The following is a 24,293-nucleotide window of genomic DNA, read 5'->3' on the forward strand; positions in this document are numbered from 1 at the left end:
GACCCGGTGGCCGGCCGGCCGTGGCGGAGCCGGCCAGCCGTGACTACAGTGTGGTCATGGCCGGCCCCGCCGTTCTCCTTCCCGTGCCGGGACCCCACGGCACCCGTGACGTGCGCATCACGAGTCCGGACAGAATCCTCTGGCCGGACCTCGGCCTGACCAAACTCGACCTCGCCCGCTATCTCGTCGACGTGGGTGAGGCCTTCACCCTGGCCAACGGGGACCGTCCGATCTCGCTTCAGCGCTTTCCCGGCGGCATCGACGGGGAGCAGTACTTCTCCAAGAACCCGCCGCAGGGGGCGCCGGATTTCGTGCGGTCGGTGACCGTGGTGTATCCCAGCGGCCGCTCGCATCCGCAACTCGTGATCGACGAGCCGGCGGCGGCCGTCTGGGCGGTCCAGATGAACACCCTCGTCTTCCACCCCTGGGCCTCCCGCGCGGGCAACCCCGACAACCCCGACCAGCTGCGGATCGACCTCGACCCGCAGCCGGGAACCGACTTCTTCGACGCCGTTCCGGTCGCCCGGGAACTCCGCATGGTGCTGGCGGAGGCCGGCCTGACCGCTTTCGTGAAGACCTCCGGCAGCCGCGGGCTGCACATCTTCGCTCCGATCGAGCCCACCCACGAGTTCCTGCACGTGCGCCACGCCGTGATCGCGGCGGCCCGCGAGCTCGAGCGCCGCCTGCCGCGCACCGTCACGACGTCCTGGTGGAAGGAGGAACGGGGGAAACGGGTGTTCGTCGACTTCAACCAGGCCAACCGTGACCGCACGATGGCGGGGGCCTACAGCCCGCGGCCGCTCCCGCAGGCGCCGGTCTCCTGCCCGCTCGCCTGGTCCGAGCTCGCACACGTCGCCCCCGGCGACTTCACCATCGTCACGGTGCCCGAGCGGCTCCGGCGCACCGGGGACCCGTGGGCGGATCTGCAGGCGCGCCCCGGCACGATCGACACCCTCCTCGGCTGGTGGGACCGTGACCTCGCCGACGGGCTCGGCGAAATGCCGTTTCCCCCGGACTTCCCGAAGATGCCCGGCGAGCCGCCCCGGGTGCAGCCCAGTCGCGCTCGCAAGCCCGGCTGAACGGTCGATCGGGCGCAGAGGCGCCTAGCAACGGCGCGGGGCCCGGTTTATCCTCGGGGAAAATGCCGAAGGCAGGGGAGTGATTGCCGTGAGTGTGGTCAACGTCAACGGGCTTCGGAAACAATACGGCGGACTGACGGTTGTCGACGACCTGTCTTTCTCCATCGAGCAGGGAGAGATTTTCGCCCTCCTCGGCCCGAACGGCGCCGGGAAGACCACGGCCGTGGAGATCCTCGAGGGGCACCGCACCCGCGACGGCGGAACGGTGGATGTGCTCGGGTTCGATCCCGAAACCGGCGGGCGGGCGTTTCGGGAACGCATCGGGATCGTGCTTCAGGAGGCAGGCTTCGACGAGGACTTCACGGTCGGCGAGCTGGTGCGCCTCTACCGGGGACTGTACCCGCGTCGGCGCGATGCCGACGCCGTGATCGGGCAGGTCGGGCTGGCCGAGAAGAGGAATGCGCGCGTCAAGACCCTGTCCGGCGGGCAGCGCCGGCGCCTGGACCTCGCGCTGGGCCTGGTGGGTGACCCCGAGGTCCTCTTCCTCGACGAACCCACGACCGGGTTCGACCCGTCCGCACGTCTGCGGGCCTGGGACCTGGTCGAGGGACTGCGGGAAATGGGTAAGACGGTTCTGCTCACCACGCACTACCTTGACGAGGCCGAGCACCTGGCGGACCGGGTGGCCGTGATCGTGCGCGGGCGGCTCGTGGCACTCGGCACGCCGGCCGCTCTCGCCGCCGAGCAGCACGCCGCCGTCGTCTCCTTCCGGTTGCCGGAGGGCGCCGAGCCGCGGGACCTGCCGGCCCTCGAGTCCCGGCCGTTGCCCCACGGGGCCGACTGGGAGGTGGCCACGGACCACCCCGCCGCGGTGGTGCACGCCCTGACCGGCTGGGCGCTGGGGCTGGGCAGCGAACTGCCGGCGCTGAGCGTGCGCCGCCCCTCGCTCGAGGACGCGTACCTGTCGCTGATCGGGGGTGCCGATGCGGCGGACGCGGCGGAGGCGGCATCCGGGGAGCCCCGGCCATGACCTCCGCCGCGACCCGGATCGACATCGGCCGCCCGGGCACGGTCCGCCTGGTCCTGGGACAGCTCGGCTATGCCGTCGTGGCATTGTGGCGGTCGCCGACCGTGCTGATCTTCACGTTTGCCATGTCCCTGGTCTGGCTCGTCGTGATCGGCATCGTCGCAGGCAACGAATACCTCGGCCCGGGGTCCGGCGTGCGCGTGATGCAGTTCGCCACCCCCGTCGCCGTCGCGATGGGAACCTTCTTCGGCACCTATCCCACCCTCGGAACGACACTGTAGGAGGCCAGGGACGCCGGCATCCTGAAACGCCTGCGCGGCACCCCGCTCCCGGCCTGGACCTATCTGGCCGGTCAGATCGCCGCGGCCGTGCTCTACTCGACGGCATCCCTGCTGCTCACGCTCGGCGTCGCCGTGCTGGGTTACGACGTGCAGCTCCGAGCCGAGGTCCTGCCGGCCCTGACGGTGACCCTGTTGGTGGGCATAGCCGCCTTCGCCGCACTCGGCCTGGCCATTGCCGCGGTGTCCTCGACCGCGGCACTGGGCCAGGCCCTGTCGATCGGCAGCGCCATCGTGCTCGCGTTCATCTCCGGCCTGTTCTTTGTGGGCGGCGAGCTCCCGGCCGGGCTGACCCGGATCGCATCCGTGTTTCCGCTGAAACCCTACGCGGACGCCCTCACGGACCAGTTCGACCCGTATGCGACCGGTGCCGGCTGGGACCTCCCGGCGCTCGGGATCCTGCTCGCCTGGGGACTGGCCGGTGCGGTCGTGGCTTCACGGGCCTTTCGCTGGGAACCGCGAGCGGATCGGCCGGGCGCCACGCGGGTGCGTGCCGCCCGCCGCCCCGGGGACGCGGCGACCGCGGCGACCTCAGCGACCTCGACTACCGCGGCGACCTCGGTCGGGCGTCCCTCGGCGGCGCGGCTGGTGTTCGACCAGGCGCGCGCCGCGAACCGCGCGACCTGGCGTGACCCGGGTTCGGTGCTGTTGGTGCTCGTGCCGGTCGGGCTCTACGGGCTGTTCCTGACGGTCTTCGGGGGCAGTGTCCAGCCGATGGGCGGCATCCCGTTCGCGATCTTCTACGCGGCGAGCATGATCACCTGGGGCACCGGCACGGCCGTGTTCATGAATATGCCTGAGGCCCTCGCGCGGGCCCGCGACCGAGGCGTGCTCAAACGACTGCGCGGCACCCCGCTTCCGGCGCGCCACTATCTGGCCGGCGGCACCGTGGCCGGGCTGGGCCTGACTCTCCTGGTAGCCGTGCTGGGCCTGACTCTCCTGGTAGCCGTGCTGGTGCTGTCCGTCGGCGCTGTCTTCTTCGGGCTCCGCATCCCCGCGGCCGGCCTCGCACTGGAACTCGTGGTGATCATCGTGGGAACCCCGTCGATCGCGGCCTGCGGGTTCCTGCTGGCGGCCCTGGTGCCCAATTCCCTGGCCGTCGGGGCGGTGGGCCTGATGGTCCTGTTCGTGCTGGCCTTCTTCTCCGACATCTTTTTGGTCGGCGCCGGGCCGGAATGGATGGGTGCCGTCGGCTCGGTCTTCCCCCTGAGGAACCTGCAGAACGCGCTCACGGCTGCCTGGGATCCGGCCGGACCGGTCGTGGCGTGGGGCAATCTCGCGGTGCTGGCTGCCTGGTCGGCCGGAGCCGGCGCGCTGGCCGTACGGTTCTTCCGGTGGGATCCCCGCCGCAGCTGACGGGTGTCGTATGCCGTTCCGGGTATTCGAACCGAGGAAGATGGATGGGTGACCAACCCCCAGAGCACCACCAGCTTCCGCGACGCGCGCGACCGACTCCTTCAGCTTCGGGACGTCCACGCGCAAGCCGCCGCCGAGTTCGAGTGGCCGGATGTGGGTGCTCACTTCAACTGGGCGACCGACTGGTTCGACGTGATGGCCGCGGGGAACGACAAGACCGCCCTGTGGATCGTCGAGGAGGACGGCCGTGAGCTGAAGGTCAGTTTCGCCGAGATGCTGGCCCGGTCTGACCAGGTCGCGACCTGGCTCACCCGGCACGGCGTCGGCCACGGCGACCACGTGATGCTGATGCTGGGCAACCAGGTCGAACTGTGGGAACTGATGCTGGCCATCATGAAGGTGGGCGCGGTCATCCTGCCGACCTCCACCGTGCTGTCCGCCCACGACCTGGCCGACCGGGTGGCGCGCGGGGGAGTCGGCCACGTCATCGCGAACGCTCACGACGCGGCCAAGTTCGACACGGTCGCGGGCGACTACTCCCGCATCTGCGTCGGCGAACCCGCGGAGGGCTGGGCCGACTACGCGGACGCCGATCTGGTCGTGGCGGAGAAGTGCGCGGTCGTCGTGGCATCCGATGACCCGTCCCTGATCTACTTCACGTCCGGCACCACCAGCAAGCCGAAGATGGTCGTGCACACCCAGACCTCCTACCCGGTGGGCCACCTGACCACGATGTACTGGATCGGGCTCCGCCCCGGCGACGTGCACCTGGCGATCAGTTCGCCCGGCTGGGGCAAGCATGCCTGGAGCAGCTTCTTCTCCCCGTGGATCGCCGAGGCGACCGTCTTCGTCTACAACTACGGCCGGTTCGACCCGTTCGCCCTCGCCGACCAGCTGCACCGCGCGAAGGTCACGACGTTCTGCGCCCCGCCGACCGTCTGGCGGATGCTGATCCAGTCAGACCTCGGCGTCAAGCCCCTGGGCCTGCGTGAGATCCTGGCCGCCGGTGAGCCGCTGAACCCGGAGGTCATCACCCAGATCCAGCGCGCGTGGGGACTCACCATCCGTGACGGCTACGGCCAGACCGAGACGACGGCGATCGTGGGGAACGCACCCGGGTCGATCCTCAAGGCCGGCTCGATGGGGCTGCCCCTGCCCGGGGTGGCCGTCACCCTGCTCGACCCGATCACCGGGGAGGTCACCGAGGAGGGCGAGATCTGCCTGGACCTGTCCCGCGCCGCGGTGAACCTGATGGCCGGCTATCACGGCGACCCCGAACGCACCGCCGAAGCCGTGCGCGACGGGTATTTCCACACCGGGGATGTCGCCAGCCGGGACTCCGACGGCTACATCACCTTCATCGGACGCACCGACGACATCTTCAAGTCCTCCGACTACAAGGTCTCCCCGTTCGAGGTCGAGAGCGTGCTGCTCGAGCACCCGGCGGTGGCCGAAGCGGCCGTCGTACCGGCTCCGGACGACACCCGGCTCAACATCGCGAAGGCTTACGTCGCCCTGGCGGCCGGCTGGGACGCCGACGGGGAGACGGCCCTCTCGGTGCTGCGCCATGCCCGCACCGGCCTGCCGCCGTACATGCGGGTGCGGCGGGTCGAGTTCTACGAGCTGCCCAAGACCAGTTCCGGCAAGATCAGGCGGGTCGAACTCCGGATGCGTGAGGACGCCGCCGCTGAACAGGGGGTGCGTCTGCCGGGCGAGTGGCGGGACGACCAGTTCCCCGAGCTGAAACGGTAGCGGCTGAAACGGTGGCGCGGAAGGCCGGCATCCCGCTAACGGGCTTCGATGCTCCGCGCGGTGACCTCCGCAGCCAGCGCCCTGATCGCCGCCAGCGGGATGGGAAGCCAGGACGGCCGGTTACGGGTCTCGTAGACCGCCTCGTAGAGGGCCTTGTCCAGTTCGAAAGCGTCCAGGAGCGCCTTCTGTTCCTGCAGGTCCGTCCCAGACCGGACGGCGTAGCCCTCGAGGAACGCCTGCCGGCAGGCGGAGGCCCAGTCATCGGCCTCCTCGGCCCGGTGCGCGGGGTAGGACTGCCGGGCCGTGCCGGCCACGTACGAGAATGAGCGCAGCATGCCGGCGACGTCCTTGAGCGGGACATCCGGCTGAGTGCGGTCCGCCAGCGGGCGCAGGGGTTCGCCTTCGAAGTCGACCAGAACCCAGCCGCGACCGGGCACCTCGAGCACCTGGCCGAGGTGGTAGTCGCCGTGGATGCGCTGCAGCCTCGGCCACGGCACGAGTCGGGCCCCCTCGAGCACGGCCTCGATCGCGGTGCGGAATCCGGCCAGGGCCGGCACTTCGGTGGCGGCGCTGAGAAACCGCTCGCGCATGCTGTCGAGTTCGGCCGCGATGACCGCCGGGGTGGCGTCGCGGGTGGGCATGACACTGGCCAGGTCCGCGTGCACGGCGGCGGTCGCCTCGCCCAGCTCTCGAGCCTGAACGGTGAAATCCGTTCCGGCCGCGGCTTCCCGCAGTGCCGAGCGCCAGGCATCCTCGACCCCGGGCAGGAATTCCTGGGCGAAGGCGAGGTGCCCCGTCAGGACCGTGCCGGGTGCGGCCGGGTCCTGCCAGTGGCCGACGACGCAGCCGACCGGTTCGGGCACATAGCGGGAACCGGCCCTGGCCAGGGCGGACTGCACCGAGATGTCCGGATTCTCACCGTCGTGCACCGCGCGGAAGACCTTGCAGATGATGGGTCGCGCCGGCCGGCCGTCGTCGCCGATGCAGTCGTAGATGATCGAGGTGTTCGACTGTTCACCGCTGAGAACGCGGCTGGACGCCATCGTCGGCGGCCGAAGAGCAGACTCGCCCTCGAACAGGAGTTCTCCCCGGGCACCCGGGGAGGATTTCTCCTCCAGGATGAAGCGCAACAGAGCCCGGGAATACGCGGCGTCGACGGGGCCGTCGTAGACGTAGGCATCGCCGAGCATCCCGATCAGCGCGTGCTCGCCGCCGGGCAGGGGGTTCACCCGTTCGGTCAGGGGCACCTGGTAGAGCGTGGGGGGCACGGCCGTGGAATCCACGACCAGTTCGGTGCGGATGAGCACGCCGGACTCATCCGTGGGGAGAGTCCACCTGCCGATTCCGACGAGGGCCGGAATGCGGCCCGTGCCGCCGAACCAGCGCTGGGCCGCGGCCCAGTGGTCGAGGGAGTCCGGAAGTGCAATTCCGCGACCATCTTCAGTCATAGCGCCAGCGTACGCCTGCGGGGGGTGCGCCGTGACAGCTCCCGGCCGGGACCGGTACGATCACCGCGCCGGTGGCTCAGGCCGGGACCGGGAGCTCCGGGCGGACCTCCGCGGACGCCGAGAGCAGGGACACGACCACCGTGTCGTTCTTGGTCGACTGACGGCCGATTTCGCCGAAGCCGAGGCGGGCGTGGAAAGCCAGGGACCGGGGGTTGGGCGGCGCGACGTTGACCTCGCAGAACACCCGGGAGACTTCGGCGGCGCGGGCGGCCTCGAAGATGGCCGCGTACAGCACCCGGCCGAGGCCCCGGTTCCGGGCGTCGGACGAGACCACGATGCGGTCGACGTAGAGGAAATCATCGGATTGGGCCGAGAACCAGCGATAGTTCTCGCTGGCATAGTCGGCGGCCACGGCGAAGACCACCGCGAAGCCGAGAATCTCGTCCGGCCGGCTGTCCTCCACCACCGCGATCGCCAGGCTGCTCGCCGCCAGGAGCGCGGCCAGACTGCTCTCATCGTGGGGGTTGACGGCCGGAACGGCGGTGTTGTTGAGCGCGAGCAGCGAGTCGGAGTCGTCGGCACGGAGGGGCCGGAGGGAATAGCGCATAGACAGGAGGATACCGAATGGGGACGGGCCGCACCGCGTGGCCGGTTCACCGGGGTGCGGAGCCGCGGCGGCTTTCGTGCGTCACCAGGATGAGGCAGAGCAGGCAGACGACCATCAGGATGGACATCAGAGTGGTGTAATCGGCAACCGAGTTGAGCCAGGCGAACACGACCGGCAGCAGGAATCCGATGTAGGTCAGGCTGTAGTACACCCCGGTCAGTCCGGCGAGGTTGGCGGGGGTCGAGATCCGTTGGATTTCGACCAGGCCGGCGACGATGCTGATCCCGTAGGCGGCGCCGAGCACCACGGCCGTGAGAAGGGCGAGAACGGGAGAGCGCACGATGGCCGTGATCACCGAGAACAGCACGCCCAGCAGCATCACCGACATGCCGGCCACGAGTGCCTGCCCGCCGGTGACCCGGTTGATGCGGGCCACCTGCGGCTGCACGAGGGCGCCGGTGCCGAGGGTGACTACGGTGAGGAGCGTCGCATAGGCCAGGTTGAAGTCGCCCAGCCGGTCTTCCACGAGCTTGGGCATGATCGCATAGGCGATTCCGGCGGCACCGAAGACCCAGGGCGCGGAGGGCGCGATCAGCCGCAGGAACCGGCGGTGACCGGCGAGCGGAACAGCGAGGTCCTGCCAGAACGGGCGGTGTGCCCGGTGGTGAGGAACGGTTTCGGGGGCCCGGGCGAGCCAGGGGAGAACCAGCAGGCTTAGAACGATGTGCACCAGGTACGGGGTCAGCGTCGGCAGCGGCCCCCACTGGGCCAGACCGCCGGCCACCCCCGCGCCGAGCCCGAAGCCGAGCGTGAGAGTGAGTGCGGGCCGCCGGGCGCCGGCGGTGCGGCCGGCTCGGCGGTCGAACGGCGGGCCGGAGAGCTCCTTGAGCCAGGCGGTTCCCACGCTCATGGCGACGCCCACGCTCAGGCCGGCCAGCAACCGTCCCAGCGAGAGCATGATGCCGCTCGTGAAGCCGAGGCCGAGAAGGATGCTGGCCGCGATTCCGATCAGCACGCCGGCAACCGACAGCGGTTTGCGGCCGTACCGGTCCGACAGCGCCCCCGCCAGCAGTAGTCCGGGGATCAGGCCGACCACGTAGAAACCGAGGAAGAGATCGGCCATCACGGCGGAGTAGTGGCCGAGCGACTCGTACATGTGCAGAAGGGGGGTGAAATGGTTCCCGCCCCAGGCCATGACGAAGAGGGCGGGTGCGGCGAGTTGCCAAGGTGGAACGGTACGGCGGGAAGTCATGAATCTTTCTGGAACGTGTGCTGCGGGGATGCGGAGGAAGATGCGGATGGACGGCGCGGAGGATCAGGGCGCGAGGTGCGCGTGATGACCGTCCTCCACGTGCTGGCGGAGGGCGATCTCGTAGGACGGGGTGTCACCGGCGCGCAGGTGCCCGGCCAGCACCCTGTGCTCGGCGACGAGTCGGTCGAGGTTGCGGGGATCCCGGCTGGCGGCCCGGTGGATGAGGCGCTCGAGCCGCGGCCCCAGCCGCGTGTACATGTCGTCGATGACCCGGTTGCGGGTCTCGTCGACGATGCGGGTGTGGAATCGGTGGTCTGCGCGGGCGAACGTGAGCAGGTCGCCGGCGGCGGCGGCATCCAGCTGCACCCCGATCAGGTCCTGCAGCTCGGCGTCCACGGCCGGGATGTCCTGCGGCCGCTCGGCCAGGCGGGGGACAGCGGCGGTCTCGAGCATCACGCGCACCTGAAGCAGCTCGGCCGTCTCTGCGTCGTCCACCGCGGTGACGACCGCGCCCTTCTTGGGGAAGAGCGTGAGCAGACCGTGCGCCTGGAGGGTGAGGAAGGCCTCTCGCACGGGGGTGCGGCTGACGGAGAGCGCCTCGGCGACCTCGCCTTCGGTGATGAAGGAGCTCGCCGGCAGTGCCCCCGAGATGATCCCCTCGGCCACCTTCGCGTAGACGCGGCCCACGGCGGAGGCACCCGCGGTGGAGGAGCCGGCCGTCGCCGAACCGGCGCCGGGCGCGCGGGACTCCAGGAGGAAACTCATAACTCGATTCTAGTCATAAATACATCAATAGATGCAAAGTTTTACGCAGTTTCGAGTTGTTTCGGGCACTTATCGGGACCCGGATCGGGAGTGGCCATCCTTTTAACCGCGCGCGTGCGTGGCACGCGAAAAAGCGCGGAAGAGCCAGAACGCGAGGAATACGCTGCCGGGCACCTCGACGGGAGTAGGGTTGAGACAGAGGGCAAGTCACGGTGCATCGTCGCATTAGCCGGAGCCTCGTGATCCTGCTCTCTGCGCCCGACCGCGGGAGAGACACTTCCGCGGAGGGCGTGTCTCGATCCCACGAGGAGAGCAATCTAGATGACGATTACTGACGGTGTTCGCAGCGACAAGGGAACGACGGAGACCGGCCTGCCGGCTTTCGTCTCCGGTCCCTGGCAGGACTCGATCGACCTGCGCGATTTCATTCAGCGCAATTACACGCCCTACACGGGCGACGCGAGCTTCCTTGCCGGAGCAACCGCCCGTACGACGGGGATCTGGGCCAAGCTGTCCGAGATGTTCCCCGAGGAACGCCGTAAGGGCGTCTACGACGTAGACGCGACCACGCCGTCCTCCATTACCGCTCACGCCCCGGGATACATCGACCAGGCAAACGAGGTCATCGTGGGCCTGCAGACGGATGCGCCGCTCAAGCGCGCGATCATGCCCTTCGGCGGCTGGCGCATGGTCGCCACCTCGCTCGAGACCTACGGCTATCCCGTGTCTCCCGAACTCGAGAAGATCTTCACCGACTACCGCAAGACGCACAACACCGCCGTCTTCGACGCCTACACTCCCGCGGTCCGCCGTGCGCGCAGCAGCCACCTGATCACGGGTCTGCCCGACGCGTACGGCCGTGGCCGGATCATCGGCGACTACCGCCGCGTTGCCCTCTACGGTGTCGACGCCCTGATCGCCGGCAAGAAGAACGACCGCGCCGAGATCGACATGGAGCCCTCGACCGAAGACGTCATCCGCGCCCGCGAGGAGAACTCGGAGCAGATCCGGGCCCTCAAGGAACTCGTGCAGATGGCGGCCACCTACGGCTCCGACATCTCCAAGCCCGCCGCCACCGCGCGCGAAGCTGTGCAGTGGCTCTACTTCGCCTACCTCGGTGCCGTCAAGGAGCAGAACGGTGCAGCCATGTCGTTCGGTCGCAACGCGGCCTTCCTCGACGCCTACATCGAGCGCGACCTCGCCGCCGGCACCCTGACCGAGGAAACGGCCCAGGAGCTCATCGACGACCTCGTGATCAAGCTCCGGATCGTGCGCTTCCTGCGCACCCCGGAATATGACGAGATCTTCGCCGGCGACCCGACCTGGGTGACCGAGTCCCTCGCCGGCATCGGTGAAGACGGGCGCCCGCTCGTCACCAAGACGACCTTCCGGTTCCTGCAGACGCTGTACAACATCGGCGCCGCACCCGAGCCGAACCTCACCGTTCTCTGGAGCGACGCCCTGCCCGACGGCTTCAAGCGTTTCTGCGCCCAGGTGTCGATCGACACCTCGGCCATCCAGTTCGAGTCCGACGAGATCATCCGCGCCGAGATGGGTGACGACGCCGCGATCGCCTGCTGTGTCTCGCCGATGCGCGTCGGCAAGCAGATGCAGTTCTTCGGTGCCCGCGTCAACGCCGTCAAGGCGCTGCTGTACTCGATCAACGGCGGAAAAGACGAGGTGTCCGGTAAGCAGATCGCCCCGGCCACCACGCCGAACGACGAAGAGATCCTGTCCTACGACACCGTCTTCCCGGCCTACCTGGAAACGCTCGAATGGCTCGCCGAGACCTACGTCACGGCCTTGAACTGCATTCACTACATGCACGACAAGTACGCCTACGAGCGTCTCGAAATGGCGCTGCACGACAAGGAGATCATTCGCACGCTGGCCTGCGGCATCGCCGGCCTGAGCGTGGTCGCCGACTCCCTGTCGGCCATCAAGTACGCCAAGGTCCGCCCGGTGCGCGACGAGACCGGCCTGGTTGTCGACTACACGATCGAGGGCGAATTCCCCCAGTTCGGTAACGACGACGACCGTGTCGACACCATCGCCGTCGACGTGATGGAGCGGTTCATGAAGATGATCCGCAAGCACCCGACCTACCGTGGCGCCATCCACACCCAGTCGATCCTGACGATCACGTCTAACGTGGTCTACGGCAAGGCCACCGGCAACACGCCGGACGGCCGCCGTGCGGGCGAGTCGTTCGCTCCGGGTGCCAACCCGATGAACGGCCGCGACACCCACGGAATGCTCGCGTCGGCGCTCAGCGTCGCCAAGCTTCCCTACAGTGAAGCGCAGGACGGCATCTCGCTGACCAACACGGTCATTCCCAGTGGTCTCGGCCACACCAAGGAAGAGCAGATCACCAGCCTGGTCGGCCTCATCGACGCGTTCACGTCGGCAACCGGCTACCACATCAACGTGAATGTGCTCAACCGCGACACGCTTGAAGACGCCATGGCACACCCGGAGAACTACCCGCAGCTGACGATTCGCGTCTCCGGCTACGCGGTGAACTTCGTTCGACTGACCCGCGAGCAGCAGATGGATGTCATCAGCCGCACGTTCCACTCGCACTAATTTCCACCGATCACACACCCGCGGCGACGCTGAGTAGGACGAGACAATGGCAGCAGTAAACCTCGGCCTACCCGGCGCCGGCCCGGCGATCGACCTGGTGGACGGTTCATCCGTCAGCAGTGAGCAGGCCGAACTGGCTGAACTCCACCACCTCGAGATGGAAGCGATCCACAACGGTTCCGTTGCCAGTGTCCACTCGTGGGAACTGGTCACGGCCGTTGACGGTCCTGGCACGCGCATGACACTCTTCCTGTCGGGGTGCCTGTTGCGTTGCCAGTACTGCCACAACCCGGACACCTGGAAAATGAAGGACGGGTTGCTCACTACCCTCGACGACCTCGTCACGCGGGTCGAGCGCTACAAAGGCGTCTTCGACGCGACCGGCGGCGGTCTGACCATCTCCGGTGGTGAACCGTTGATGCAGCCGGCGTTCGTGACGCGGATGTTCGAGGAGTGCCACAAGCTGGGCGTGCACACCACCTTGGACACCTCCGGGTTCCTGGGCAAGAGCGCGTCCGACAAGCTGTTGGACAACCTCGACCTCGTGTTGCTCGACGTCAAGTCGGGCATCCCGGAGACCTATAAAGAGGTGACCGGGCGCGAGCTCGCACCGACGATCGCTTTCGGTGACCGGCTGGCAGAACGCAATATTCCCGTCTGGGTTCGTTTCGTGCTCGTGCCGGGGCTGACGGATGCCGTCGACAATGTCGACGCCGTCGCCGAGATCGTGTCGCGCTGGCCGAATGTCGAGCGAGTCGAGGTCCTGCCCTTCCACCAGATGGGGGAAGACAAGTGGGACCGGCTGAAAATCCCGTATCCGCTGCACGGGGCCCATCCGCCGGATGAGGACCTGCTGGAACGAGTGCGGGGCCAGTTCGAGGCCCGGGGCCTGACGGTCTTCTGACCCGAAGGGATCGTCCAACCTGAACGACACAGAAAAGGCGCGGAATCTTACAGATGCTGCGCCTTTTCTGTGTCCCCAGTCAGGGGGCAAAGTGCATGCGTATCGATGAAAACGCTTGCAGGATTTCTAAACTGAGATCGGAACAGTGACACGGCTTTCGTGCCACGACGAGAGGCAAAACGATGACAACGTCAACGATCCCGGCAACATTCGGCCTGAGCACCGGGAAGGCGGGAATGGTCCGGCTGGTCGGCGTGCTCGGCATCATCGGCGGCATCCTTCTCCTCGTCGTCGGCGGACTCGGTTACGGCACGGTCAGCAGCCAACTCGGCGAAGAGAACATTACAGTCGCCGAAGACGCATCCTTCCTGGCCGGCGCTCCCGTCGTCGGGCCCTTCTCCGCGTTCGCGCAGGCCGACATCATCAACCACCGCGCCATGAAGGCCAGCGGCGGCAAGACCTACGCCCAGCTCGAGCAGGACGATCCGACCCGCCCCACGGTCATGACCGCCTCGCTCCTGCGCGCTTCGCTCTTCACCTCCATCCTCGCGTTCGGCGTCTCCGTCTTCGCAACGGCCATCGGCGTCCTGGTCGGCCTGTTCGGCTGGTCCATCCTGACCCTGGTCCCGGCCCGGTCGAAGACCACCACGGTCTAGTCAGCGTCCATCCGTCTCGAAAGGCCTGGCAGCATTCGCTGCCGGGCCTTTCGTCTGCCACCGATGGAGGGCGCCTGCAACCCCCTAGCGCCCCTCCGGCTCCCGCGGTTCCATGATCGGAGATTCGTGCACGCGTGGAACTGGGGTGGTGGAATGGGTAAGTCCGGCTTCGCGGAGCGGCGGACGGCAGGCGGAATCATCGGGGGCATCCTCGGCCTCGTGGCCATCAGCGTATCGGGGGGTCTGCTCGTCGGCGCCGCCGTCACGCCCGTCGTGGCCCTCACCGGCATCGCCACCAGCGACACCATCAACGTGTTCGAGAATCTGCCGAATTACCTCGCCATCGACCGGCTGTCCCAGAAGAGCAACATCTACGCCACGCACAGCGACGGCTCACCGGTGCTGCTCGCCTCCTTCTACGAGCAGAACCGGATCGAGGTCGCCTGGGAGAACATCAGCCCGTACGTCAAAGACGCCACCATCGCCAGCGAGGACCCGCGCTTCTACGACCACGGCGGTGTCGACGCGCAGGGCACCGCCCGGGCGGCCGTCAAGACCTTCCTCGGCGGTGAGACACAGGGCGGGTCGTCGATCACCCAGCAATTCGTCAAGAACGTGCGGGTGCAGAAGTGCGAGGTGATGACCGACCAGAGGATCCGTCAGCGGTGTTACGACGCGGTCACCGAGACCAGTCCGGACCGTAAGATCAAGGAGATGCGCCTGGCCATCGGGGTGGAGAAGAAGTACGCCAAGAACGACATCCTGCGCCAGTACCTCAACATCATCGGGTTCGGCGGCACCGTGTACGGGATCGAGGCGGCCGCGGAGTACTACTACAACACGAGCGCGGCCGCGCTGACCCTGCCGCAGGCGGCCAGCCTCGTGGCCATCGTGAACAACCCGGTCAAGTTCCAGCTCGACCTGCCGGCGAGCGCGACGAACGGCGTGGCCAACGGGTACGCCGCCAACAAGGAACGCCGCGACTACATCCTGCGGGAGATGCAGAAGTACAAGAAGATCACGCCGGCCGAATACCAGGCCGCGATCGCCGCTCCGATTGAGCCGGTGATCACTGAGCCGAGCACCGGCTGCCAGACCGCCGGCGGCAGCGCCTATTTCTGCGACTACGTGACGCACCTGCTCAGGAACGACCCGACGTTCGGGGAGGATGAGGACGCGCGCCTGCTCAACTTCCGCCGTGGCGGCTTCAACATCTACACCACCCTCGACCTGGACCTGCAGAACGCGGCCGAGACGACTCTGAAGGCCAATGTGCCGATGACCTACCCGGGCTGGGACCTCGGCGCCGTCATCACCAGTGTGGAGGTCGGCACCGGGCGGGTGCTGGCCATGACTCAGAACAAGCAGTACAGCCAGGATCCCGCCGTGACCGAGACCAGCGCCACCTACAGCGGCATCAACTACAACACCGACTACAACGAGGGTGGGTCGAGCGGTTTCCAGCCCGGATCCACCTACAAGGTCTTCACGCTGGCGGAGTGGCTGGCCACCGGACACCGGCTGGAGAACCGCGTCGCTTCGGCGCCGAGGTCGAACTGGGGCACCTTCGCCGACCACTGCCGCGGCCCACAGAACTACGATTCCCAGGGCTGGAACCCGAGGAACGACGAGGGGGAGAGCGGCGCCAACTACAGCGCGCTCGAAGCCACGCTCGGCTCCATCAACACGGGCTTCATCGGGATGGCGAAGCAGCTCGACCTGTGCAACATCCGGCAGCGGGCCGAAGCCTTCGACGTGCACGGCGCCGACGGTGGCCCCCTGGAACAGACCGCGGCATCCGTCATCGGCACGAACGAACTGGCGCCGTTGACCATGGCCGTCGCTTTCGCGGGCATCGCGAACCGCGGCACGACGTGTTCGCCGATTGCGATCGACCGGATCGTCGACTCCTACGGCAAAGAATTGCCCGTGCCGGCGTCGCGGTGCACCGAATCCGTGACCCCGGCCGTGGCCGCGGGCATGGTCTTCGCCATGAAGCGGGTGATGACGGGCGGCACCGCCACCGCGTCGTACGGCACCACCGTGCCGAAGGTCTCGATGATCGGCAAGACGGGAACCACGGACGGCGCCAAGGACACCTGGATGGCGGGCGCCAGTTCCCGGGTCGCGACCGTTGCGGCCGTGGTCAGTGTGACCGGGGACGCGAACCAGCGCGGCATCACCTTCGACAGCGGCTCGGCGGCCACCGCCCGGCACCGGATGTGGCCGGCCGTCATGTCGGTCGCCAACGCGAAGTACGGCGGGGTGGACATGCCCGAATCCGGTCCGGCCCCGGCCCCGCCGCCGCCCGCCCGCTAGCCTTCCGAGTCTGTGTCTGTGTCTGTGCCTGTTCCTGTGCCTGTGCCGGTGTCGGCGACGGCGACGAGCGCCTCATTGTGCTTGAGAAAGCCCGGCTTCCACGGCGGATCGAAGCGGGCGAAATAGGGGCGGCCGACCGGAGTCAGGCCCTCCCGGCGCACGGCGGCGAGAAGGGCGCCGCCGTTGTTCCCAAACCGGGCCTCGCTCCAGCCGCCGCTGAAACGGAGCGCGGCGGCCCGGTGTGCGGGAACCTGTTTGGTGCTGACCCGGCCGTCGCGGGGCACGGGGACGGCGGCCGGATCCATCCCGTCGGGCAGAACGAAGCTGACCGTGTGGCTGACCGGGGACGTCGCCTCCTGGAGCACCGGCGCGGTCATCGCGATGCGGGTCGCGGTCTGGTTGTTGCCGCTGATGTACTGGAACAACGGGCCGAACCCGCGATTACCGGCCCGCGCGAAATCGCCCTCGATCTCCATCTGGACCAGCACGTACTCGGGATAACGGCGGAGCTCGAAGTCCGGGAATCGGCGGAGCACCTCGTAGGGCTGGTGCTCTGTCATGAGCCGTTCTCTGTCATAAGCCGTTCCCTGTCATACGCCAGTGTAGGCACGGGTTTCCGGAGTGTCCTAGGCCCTCAGGCGAGGCCACAGGTGGTGCACATTCGTGGCGGACAGGGCCGCCAGCTCGGCGGCCAGTTCGCTCGCCCGATCGACGCGCTGTGCGGCCGCCTCGGCGGCGTGGCGGGTGCGCACCGTGCGGGCCACCTCCGTCAAATCCCACAGGTTCTCCCCGGTGACCGAGACTCCCTTCGTTCCCGAACGACGGGTGCGGCCGCGCACGAGCATCAGGCCGGCGTGGAAGACCGGGCCGCCGATCCGCTCCTGCGCGTCGTGGAAGAACACGACGTTCGACACCGGTCCGGTGCCGTCGTCGAGGCTGACGAACACCACCCGGCGCCCGCCCCGCATCGGCGGGGTGTTCGTCGCCCGGCGCACCCCGGCCAGCAGAACCTCGGTGCCGCCGGGGAGGTTGATCAGTTCGGAGGCCGGGGTGACGCCCAACTCGCTGAAGAGGGGGTAGAAGCGGGCCATCTGGTGCCCGGACACGGCCAGGGCCAGGTCTCGGAGCTCCAGGTCGGTCTGGCTGCGACCGCGTAGCTCGAGGGACGTCACCGCGTCGAAGCGGGCGCCCGCGTATTCGAGCACCGGCAGCTCGACCTCGAAGGCGAGCTGGTCGTCGGCGATGCTCACGGCCGTGCCGCGCAGCGACTGGATGTGGGCGAGCAGTTCATGCCGGCGGGTGCGGTCGTAGCCGATGAAGCTGTCGAGCGCCCCGACCCGGGCGAGCGCCTCGAACGTGCTGCGGCGCGGGCGCACGCGGTCGCGGAAGTCCTGCAGAGAAGTGAACGGCTGGTGCCGCACGATGCGGCCTCGCTCGGCGGCGGTCGAGCCGGAGAGCTCCGGCAGGGGCAGGCGGATGCCGCGGCGTTCGTGCTCGAGGTCTTCCACCCGGTAGATCAGGGTGCTTCGCTGCACGTCCAGGCCGAGGACCGGCACGCCGAGCAGTCGGGCCTCGGCCACGATCAGGTCTTTCGGCCACATGCCGGGGGCGTGCGTCAACAGTCCGGCCAGGAAGACCGCCGGATGATGCGTCTTCAGCCAGGCGGACTGGTACGTGGGCAGGGCGAACGCTGCCCCGTGCGCCTTCGCGAACCCGAAGCTGCCGAAGCCGGCGAGGACCTGCCAGATGCGGTCGATGGTCGGGGTGTCGAAACCGCGTTCGAGCGCGGCCTCCCGCAGGTAGGCCTCGATCCGGGGGAGTTGGTCCGGCTTGCCCAGGTGGCGGCGGAAGACATCCGCTTTGCCCAGGCCGCACCCGGTCAGCTCGTCGAAGAGACGCATCACCTGCTCGTGGAAGATGACGACGCCCCGCGTTTCGCGCAGGATCGGTTCGAAGCGCGGATGGATGTAGTCGGGCATCACCTCCCCGTGCCGGGCCTGGAGGTACTTCAGGGGCATGTTGTTCTGCATCGGCCCGGGCCGGAACAGTGAGATTTCGACGGTCAGGTCGTTGAAGACCTCGGGTTGCAGCTTGCCGACCAGTTCCATCTGGCCGGGGGACTCGATCTGGAAGATGCCGAGGGTGCGGGTGGAGCGGATCAGCTCGAACGTGGCCGGGTCGTCGAGGGGGATGCGGTCCAGGTCGATGCTCTCGCCCGAGAGGCGGCGGTGCTCCTCGACCGCGTGGGCCATCGCCGACTGCATCCGAACGCCGAGGATATCGAGCTTGATCAGGCCCATCGGGTCCATGTCGTGCTTGTCGAACTGCGACATGGGCAGGCCCATGCCGGACGTCTGCACCGGGGTGCGGTCCAGCAGGGACAGATCGGAGAGGATCACTCCGCAGGGGTGCACGGAGATGTGGCGGGGGAGCCGGTCGAGTTTGGCGGTCAGGTCGACCAGCAGATCGAGCTGGGCCGACCCGCGCACCTCGGCCGCGAGCGGCCCCAGCTCGGGCTTCTCCTCCAGCGCCCGGCGCAGGTCGCGGGCGTTGAACCGCCAGATCTGCTTGGCTACTGCGGCCACCTGGTCTCGGTCCATGCCGAGGGCCAGGCCGGCGTCGCGCACGGCGCCGCGGCCGCGGTAGGCATTCGTCATCGACATCAGGGAGACCCGGTCGCTGCCGAAGGTGTCGAACAGGGTGCGGTAGATGTCGTGTCGGCGGGCGGACTCCACGTCGAGGTCGATGTCGGGCAGGGTCTGCCGTTCGGGGGAGAGGAACCGCTCCCAGAGCAGACCGTTGGCGATGGGTTCGACGGAGGAGGTGTGCAGCGCGTAGTTGAGCACCGAGCCCACGCCCGACCCGCGCGCCTGGATGCGTACCCCCATCTCGCGCACGATGTCGGCCACCCGCGCCACCGTGAGGAAGTAGCCGGCGAAGCCGAGGTGCTCCACCGTCTTCATCTCGTGGGCGAGCCGGGCGTGCGCCGCCTCTCCCAGAGCGGTGCCGGCGTAGCGGTCGTCGACGCCGGCACGGGCCCGCTTCCAGAGTTCGGCGAAGGGGTCGCCGCTGATGCCGATGATGCGCGCTTCCGGCATGCGCGGACGGCCGAGACCGATGTCGGAATCCGGGTCGAGGCTGCACTGGTCGGCCAGGCGCCAGGTGTCGCGGAAGAGTCGCTCGAGGGCGTCATCGTCGTGGAGCCCGGCGTCGACGACCATGCGGGCCACCTGCCGCATGCCGCTTTCGGGTTTCAGCCAGGCCTGCCCGTTGGTCTGCGGCTGGTCCAGCCGGGCCAGCGGGGTCAGGGTGCGGGCGGCGTCGGCCAGGTCGGCGGTGACGGCCTCCTCGGGGGTGCCGTAGCGCACGGCGTTCGTGAGCACGGCCGGCAGCGCGGCGTACTCGGCGAGGGCGAGCATGCGGGTGGCGGGCGTCACACTGCCCGGCGTGCCCGGTTCCGACAGGTGGCAGACGACCTCGCAGGCCACGGACTGGGGCGGCATGGCGCGCTGCCAGGCCGCCAGTCGCGTTCTGGCGCCGTCATTGTCGCGGAGGCCGATCGCCAGCCCCACATCGCTGGCCGGCCCGATCAGCACGGTGAGGGAGTCGAGCCCCGCCAGCTCGGCCAGCCGGGAGCGGGCGATGCTGGGGAAGGCGGCGCTGCCGTGAGCGGAACCGGCGTGAACGGAACCGGCGTGAGCGGAACTGACGGCGCGGCAGAGTGCGGCGTAGCCTCGTCCATCCGTGTGGCCGTGCGCGAGCACCACCACCCGCCCGAGCGGGTAGAGATCGTCATCGTGCACGGCGAGGTCGGCGCCGAGCCCCGGCCGGATTCCGGCCTGGGCGCAGGCGCGCACGTGCTTGACCGCGCCGTAGAGGCCGTCCCGGTCGGTGACGGCGAGGAAGGAGCTGCTCGGCGCCGCGGCCTGGGCCGCGCTCTGCTGGGCGGCCGTCTGCTCGGCCAGCGCCTCGGGCAGGGTGACGCCGTAGTGGGTCGAGTAGGCGCTGGCGACGTGAAGGTGGGGGAAACTCATCCGTCACCCCCAGTCGAGGGCGAGTACCCACGACCCGTCGACGTCGCGTCGCAGGTCGTAGCGGTGCTGTTCCTCGTCCCCGCGGGACGCGTCCACCCGCCACAGCTCGGTGTCGATGCGCGCGGGGGTTCGGGCGTTTTCCCACCAGCTGGTGCGGGTGAAGACCGCCTGCGGCTGCCCGATGATCGTGTGCTCGAAGCGGTTCCAGATGAACGCGCGCGGGTCGCCGTCGGCCGAGAGCTCGACGTCGACGGGGGTGTCGATGATCTGGGGCATGTGTTCTCCTTCGATCGTTGGATCAAGTGCGATACTTAGAACAGATGTTCGATATCAGGAGTGTACGTCACGGGGCCGACACTCGGCAACGGGTGCCCGTACTGACCGTCGAACTCGCCGTCGTCTGGTTAGCTGGGTCGATGAAACCCTCAACTTCGTCCTGGACGGACTACCTCGGCCGGTCCGCCATCCGTTCGGGCCAGGCCCTGCTGGTGCTCGCACTGACCGTGGTGGCCATCTTCGGCATGACGCAGCTCAAGCTGGTCTTCATCCCGATGCTGCTCGCCCTCATCATCGCGTCGGCCCTGCGGCCGTTCGTTCGGCTGCTCCTGGCCCGGGGCGCGAACGACACGGTGGCCGCGACGATCGCCCTGATCTGCGGCGTGGGCGTCTTCGGCGGCATCGTCACCCTCGTCGTCTTCGGCATCCGGGGGGAGTGGGCCAGCCTCTTCAGCTCGGCGAGCGAGGGACTGGACCACCTGCAGGAACTGCTCAGCAGCGGGGCACTGCCGATCGATCCCGCCCAGTTCGACTCCGTGCGCGAGTCGGTCATTTCCTTCGCCACGAGCAGCCAGTTCGGCACCGGCGCCCTCGCGGGGGTATCCGTGGCCGCCGAGATCGTGGCCGGACTGGTGCTCGGGCTGGTCGTGCTGTTCTACTTCCTGAAGGACGGCCCCCGGATCTGGACCTTCCTGATCCAGCCGCTCTCCGGCAGACGGCACGAGCGGGCCGTTCGCATCGGAGCGAGTAGCGTCGGCGTCTTCGGCAGCTATGTCCGCGGCACGGCGATCGTTGCGTTCGTGGACGCGCTGTTCATCGGGATCGGTCTCTGGGTGCTGCAGGTGCCGCTGGCGCTGCCGCTGGCAGTCATCGTCTTCCTCGGCGCCTTCATCCCGATCGTGGGCGCGACGGCCGCCGGCATCCTCGCGGCGCTGGTGGCCCTGGTCACCAACGACCTGACCACCGCCGTGATCGTCGTCGCCATCGTGATCGCGGTCAACCAGCTTGAGGGCAACTTCCTCTCGCCGGTGGTGCTCGGCAAATCGCTGCAGCTGCACGGCCTGGTGATCCTCCTCGCCCTCACGGCGGGAACGATCCTCGGCGGAATCGTCGGAGCGATCATCTCCGTGCCCATCGCCGCGGTCGGCTGGGCCGTGATCAAAGCCTGGAACGCGCCGCTGGAGCCGACCCCGCCGCTTCCCGCGGCCGCGGACGGCCTGGCCGAGCCGACCGGCCTGGCCCAGCCGACCGGTGCGGCCCTGCCGGCGGCGGTCTAGGCGCAGCCCGCACCTCACCCGCGCCTCGCTCTGAACGAATTCGACGGAGATTTTGCCCGAAACGGGCCAAAACAGTCCGGAATCGGGTTTTTAGAGCAAAATCTCCGTCGAATTGGTTAGGGTCCCGCGCGTCTAGGTGAAGGCGGATACGCCGGTCACGGCCCGCCCGACCAGTAGCGAATTGATCTCGTAGCTGCCCTCGTAGGAGTAGATCGCCTCCGCGTCCGCGAAAATCTTCGCCATCTCGAACCGGGTGTCGATGCCGTTGCCGCCGAGCAGGCCCCGACCCAGGGCCACGGTTTCGCGCATCCGGGTGGTGCAGGTCGCCTTGGCGAGGGCCGCCTGGTCCATCGTGAGGCGCCCGCTCTCCTGCAGCCGCGCCAGCTGGACCATCAGCGACAGCGACAGGGTCGCGTTGCCGATCATCCGGGAGAGCTGCTCCTGCACCAGCTGGAAGGATGCGATCGGCTGGCCGAACTGGCGACGCTCCAGGGCGTAGGCGCGGGCCACGTCGAAAGCGGCGAACTGCTGGCCGACCGCCTGCCAGGCTACCCAGACCCGCGAGTTGCGCAGGAGCACGTTCGTGTCCTCGAAGCTCCGGCTGCCGGGCAGCCAGTTCCCGGCCGGGATCCGCACGTCCCGGAGGGTGATATCGGCGTTCTGCACGATCCGCACGGCAATCTTGTTCTCGATCGTGGTGGCGCTGAAGCCGGCACGCTCCTTCTCCACGATGAAGCCCTTGATCTCCCGGTCGGCGGTGTCCCGGGCCCAGACCAGCACGTAGTCCGCCATGGCGCCGTTGCCGATCCAGCGCTTCCGGCCGTTCAGCACCCACTCGTCCCCGCTGCGGGTGGCGGTCGTCTCCATCTCCCGGGAGATGTCGGAGCCGTGGCCCGGCTCGGTCAGGGCGAAGGCGCCGATCTTCTGCAGTGACAGGAGTCCCGGCAGCAGGCGTTCCCGCTGTTCGGGGGAGCCGAGCGTGTCGACGGCCGTGGCGAACAGTTCGTGGTGCACGCCGTAGAACGTGGAGATGGAGGTGTCGGCCCGGGTCAGTTCCATCTGCAGCAGTCCGGTCAGCAGGTGTCCGGTGGCCGCCGGGCCGACCCCGCCGAGGTTCTGTGCCGCCAGGCGGGGCAGCAGCTCGAAGGGGAACTCCGCCCGGTTCCAGTACTCCACCGCGAGGGGGCGCACCTCGGCCTGGAAGAACGCGCGAGCGGATGCGAGGCGGCCCTGCTCGTCCGGGGTCAGCAAGTCCGTGACGAAGATCAGGTCGGCATCGGGGTAGGGCGTGCAATCGAGGTGTGTCATTCCGCCGCCCGTCATTGGTGCGTTCCGAAGTTGAGAGAGTACGATTTTGAGTACGAGCGTACAGTAGAAAGGGCATTTCATGTCGGCTTCCCTGCCCCCGACGGTCCCGCGACGGCGGTGGACGGCACGCCAGGACGAGCTCTTCGGCCAACTGGTGGCGCTCTTCCTCCGGGAGGGGTTCGCCTTCGTCACCCTCGACGACGCCGCATCCCGACTGCGCTGCTCGAAGTCCACCATCTATTCCCTGGCCAGCAGCCGTGAACAACTCGTGCGCACGGCCGTCGTCCACTTCTTCCGTGAGGCGGCGGAACGGGTGGAGCACAAGCTCGCCGAGATCGACGACCCGACCGACCGGATCGCCGCCTACCTGCGCGCGGTCGGGGACGAACTGCGGCCGGCATCCGTCGCGTTCATCGACGACGTCGCAGCGTTCCCGCCGGCCAACGAGATCTACGAACGCAACACCGAGATAGCCGCCGCCCGGGTGCGCGAGCTCATCTCGGAGGGGGTGAAGAGCGGTGCGTTCCGCGAGGTTCCCGCCGCCTTCATCGCCGAGGCGGTATCTTCGGTGATGGTGAGCATTCAGAAACGACGGATGTCCGCGGGCACGGGCCTGTCCGACGCGCAGGCGTACGACGAACTCGCCGCGCTCATCGTCAACGGCATCCGGGCGCAATAGCCGGCGGCAGAGGAGAAGAACGGTGTCAACACCCTTACCCCTGCCGGGGGACCCGATCGCGGAGGCGCACCGCCAGTGGGTCGAGCACGGCTGGCCGGAAGCGGCCGACGGCATGGCTGCGGTGACCTCGATCATGCGCGCGCAGCAGATCATGCTCGCGCGGATCGAGGCCGTGCTGAAACCGTTCGGCGTGACCTTCGCCCGCTACGAACTGCTGACCCTGCTCAGCTTCACCCGCAGCGGGGCCCTGCCGATGAAGAACGCGAGCGTCCGGCTCCAGGTGCATCCGACCAGCGTGACGAATGCCGTGGACCGCCTCGAGGCGGCCGGCTACGTGCGCCGCCTCGCCCATCCGACCGACCGGCGCACCACCCTGGTCGAGATCACGGCGACCGGACAGACGATCGTGCGGGATGCGACTGCCCGACTGAACGATGAGGTGTTCGCCCGCCCCGGCCTGAGCCAGGACGACATCCACAGCCTGATCCGCGTGCTCAGCGGGTTCCGCCACGATGCCGGCGACTTCGCCGACCCCGGCTCCCGCTAGGCACGACGGGCCCGCCTGAGTCGTTCTGTCCCTGCGCCGTTTCGCCGTTCGGTCGCGCCGCCGTTCAGCCGCCCCACGCTGAA

The 24,293-nt window shown here is 68.5% G+C and carries 20 protein-coding genes; 12 read left to right on the plus strand and 8 right to left on the minus strand.

Going from position 1 to position 24,293, the window contains the following annotated elements:
• The first annotated feature begins 56 nt into the window (after positions 1 to 56).
• From ligD to E3T42_RS11865, 5 genes are all read left to right on the plus strand, one after another.
• Positions 57 to 1,079, plus strand: coding sequence for a non-homologous end-joining DNA ligase (ligD, locus tag E3T42_RS11845; RefSeq protein ID WP_134366280.1), 1,023 nt, complete (start codon positions 57 to 59; stop codon positions 1,077 to 1,079).
• Positions 1,080 to 1,158: 79 nt separating this feature from the next.
• Positions 1,159 to 2,109: an ABC transporter ATP-binding protein gene (locus E3T42_RS11850; protein WP_198417462.1), complete on the plus strand. Its 951-nt coding sequence runs from the start codon at positions 1,159 to 1,161 to the stop codon at positions 2,107 to 2,109.
• The gene (locus tag E3T42_RS11855) at positions 2,106 to 2,387 is read left to right on the plus strand and encodes a hypothetical protein (protein ID WP_134366279.1); all 282 of its coding nucleotides are present in this window, start codon (positions 2,106 to 2,108) and stop codon (positions 2,385 to 2,387) included. The genes E3T42_RS11850 and E3T42_RS11855 overlap by 4 nt, the downstream gene beginning before the upstream one ends.
• Before the next feature lie 18 nt (positions 2,388 to 2,405).
• Positions 2,406 to 3,800, plus strand: coding sequence for an ABC transporter permease (locus E3T42_RS11860; RefSeq protein ID WP_255578700.1), 1,395 nt, complete (start codon positions 2,406 to 2,408; stop codon positions 3,798 to 3,800).
• Positions 3,801 to 3,848: 48 nt separating this feature from the next.
• On the plus strand, positions 3,849 to 5,552 hold the full coding sequence (locus tag E3T42_RS11865; protein WP_134366277.1) for an AMP-binding protein: 1,704 nt from the start codon (positions 3,849 to 3,851) through the stop codon (positions 5,550 to 5,552).
• A 35-nt stretch (positions 5,553 to 5,587) separates the two neighbouring features.
• Here the strand turns inward: E3T42_RS11865 and E3T42_RS11870 are convergent, their stop codons facing one another.
• The 4 genes from E3T42_RS11870 to E3T42_RS11885 form a co-directional block, all read right to left on the minus strand.
• Positions 5,588 to 7,000, minus strand: coding sequence for a phosphotransferase (locus E3T42_RS11870; RefSeq protein WP_134403062.1), 1,413 nt, complete (start codon positions 6,998 to 7,000; stop codon positions 5,588 to 5,590).
• A 76-nt stretch (positions 7,001 to 7,076) separates the two neighbouring features.
• Positions 7,077 to 7,607, minus strand: a complete 531-nt coding sequence (locus E3T42_RS11875) for a GNAT family N-acetyltransferase (protein ID WP_134366275.1) — start codon at positions 7,605 to 7,607, stop codon at positions 7,077 to 7,079.
• A gap of 46 nt (positions 7,608 to 7,653) precedes the next feature.
• Entirely contained in the window at positions 7,654 to 8,859 is a 1,206-nt protein-coding gene (locus E3T42_RS11880) for an MFS transporter (RefSeq protein ID WP_134366274.1), read from the minus strand.
• A 63-nt stretch (positions 8,860 to 8,922) separates the two neighbouring features.
• Positions 8,923 to 9,624 (minus strand): GntR family transcriptional regulator, encoded by a 702-nt coding sequence (locus tag E3T42_RS11885; RefSeq protein WP_134366273.1) that lies wholly within the window; start codon positions 9,622 to 9,624, stop codon positions 8,923 to 8,925.
• Positions 9,625 to 9,945: 321 nt separating this feature from the next.
• Between E3T42_RS11885 and pflB the strand changes: the two genes are divergently transcribed.
• The 4 genes from pflB to E3T42_RS11905 all read left to right on the plus strand — a co-directional run bounded on the left by pflB (position 9,946) and on the right by E3T42_RS11905 (position 16,089).
• Positions 9,946 to 12,210: a formate C-acetyltransferase gene (pflB, locus tag E3T42_RS11890; protein ID WP_134366272.1), complete on the plus strand. Its 2,265-nt coding sequence runs from the start codon at positions 9,946 to 9,948 to the stop codon at positions 12,208 to 12,210.
• A gap of 46 nt (positions 12,211 to 12,256) precedes the next feature.
• The gene (gene pflA, locus E3T42_RS11895) at positions 12,257 to 13,114 is read left to right on the plus strand and encodes a pyruvate formate-lyase-activating protein (RefSeq protein WP_134366271.1); all 858 of its coding nucleotides are present in this window, start codon (positions 12,257 to 12,259) and stop codon (positions 13,112 to 13,114) included.
• A 182-nt stretch (positions 13,115 to 13,296) separates the two neighbouring features.
• A complete protein-coding gene (locus tag E3T42_RS11900) occupies positions 13,297 to 13,770 on the plus strand; it encodes an aromatic ring-opening dioxygenase LigA (protein WP_134403063.1) in 474 nt (157 codons plus the stop codon).
• 153 nt (positions 13,771 to 13,923) lie between these two features.
• Entirely contained in the window at positions 13,924 to 16,089 is a 2,166-nt protein-coding gene (locus tag E3T42_RS11905; protein ID WP_160141004.1) for a transglycosylase domain-containing protein, read from the plus strand.
• Here the strand turns inward: E3T42_RS11905 and E3T42_RS11910 are convergent.
• The 3 genes from E3T42_RS11910 to E3T42_RS11920 form a co-directional block, all read right to left on the minus strand.
• A complete protein-coding gene (locus E3T42_RS11910; protein ID WP_134403064.1) occupies positions 16,086 to 16,649 on the minus strand; it encodes a heme-binding protein in 564 nt (187 codons plus the stop codon). The genes E3T42_RS11905 and E3T42_RS11910 overlap by 4 nt on opposite strands.
• A gap of 66 nt (positions 16,650 to 16,715) precedes the next feature.
• Positions 16,716 to 20,123: a DNA polymerase III subunit alpha gene (locus tag E3T42_RS11915; RefSeq protein ID WP_134366267.1), complete on the minus strand. Its 3,408-nt coding sequence runs from the start codon at positions 20,121 to 20,123 to the stop codon at positions 16,716 to 16,718.
• Between the two features lie 3 nt (positions 20,124 to 20,126).
• On the minus strand, positions 20,127 to 20,399 hold the full coding sequence (locus tag E3T42_RS11920) for a hypothetical protein (protein WP_134366266.1): 273 nt from the start codon (positions 20,397 to 20,399) through the stop codon (positions 20,127 to 20,129).
• A 140-nt stretch (positions 20,400 to 20,539) separates the two neighbouring features.
• Between E3T42_RS11920 and E3T42_RS11925 the strand changes: the two genes are divergently transcribed.
• Entirely contained in the window at positions 20,540 to 21,676 is a 1,137-nt protein-coding gene (locus E3T42_RS11925) for an AI-2E family transporter (RefSeq protein ID WP_134403065.1), read from the plus strand.
• 132 nt (positions 21,677 to 21,808) lie between these two features.
• Here the strand turns inward: E3T42_RS11925 and E3T42_RS11930 are convergent, their stop codons facing one another.
• A complete protein-coding gene (locus tag E3T42_RS11930) occupies positions 21,809 to 22,984 on the minus strand; it encodes an acyl-CoA dehydrogenase family protein (protein WP_134434558.1) in 1,176 nt (391 codons plus the stop codon).
• Between the two features lie 79 nt (positions 22,985 to 23,063).
• Here E3T42_RS11930 and E3T42_RS11935 point away from each other — a divergent pair, with 79 nt between their 5' ends.
• Positions 23,064 to 23,663 carry a TetR/AcrR family transcriptional regulator gene (locus E3T42_RS11935; protein WP_134366263.1) on the plus strand — a complete coding sequence of 200 codons (600 nt, stop codon included), beginning with the start codon at positions 23,064 to 23,066 and terminating at the stop codon, positions 23,661 to 23,663.
• Positions 23,664 to 23,685: 22 nt separating this feature from the next.
• A complete protein-coding gene (locus E3T42_RS11940; protein WP_241976081.1) occupies positions 23,686 to 24,210 on the plus strand; it encodes a MarR family winged helix-turn-helix transcriptional regulator in 525 nt (174 codons plus the stop codon).
• Positions 24,211 to 24,293 lie beyond the last annotated feature (83 nt).

This window comes from Cryobacterium sp. TMT4-10 (assembly GCF_004403275.1).
GTDB lineage: Bacteria > Actinomycetota > Actinomycetes > Actinomycetales > Microbacteriaceae > Cryobacterium > Cryobacterium shii.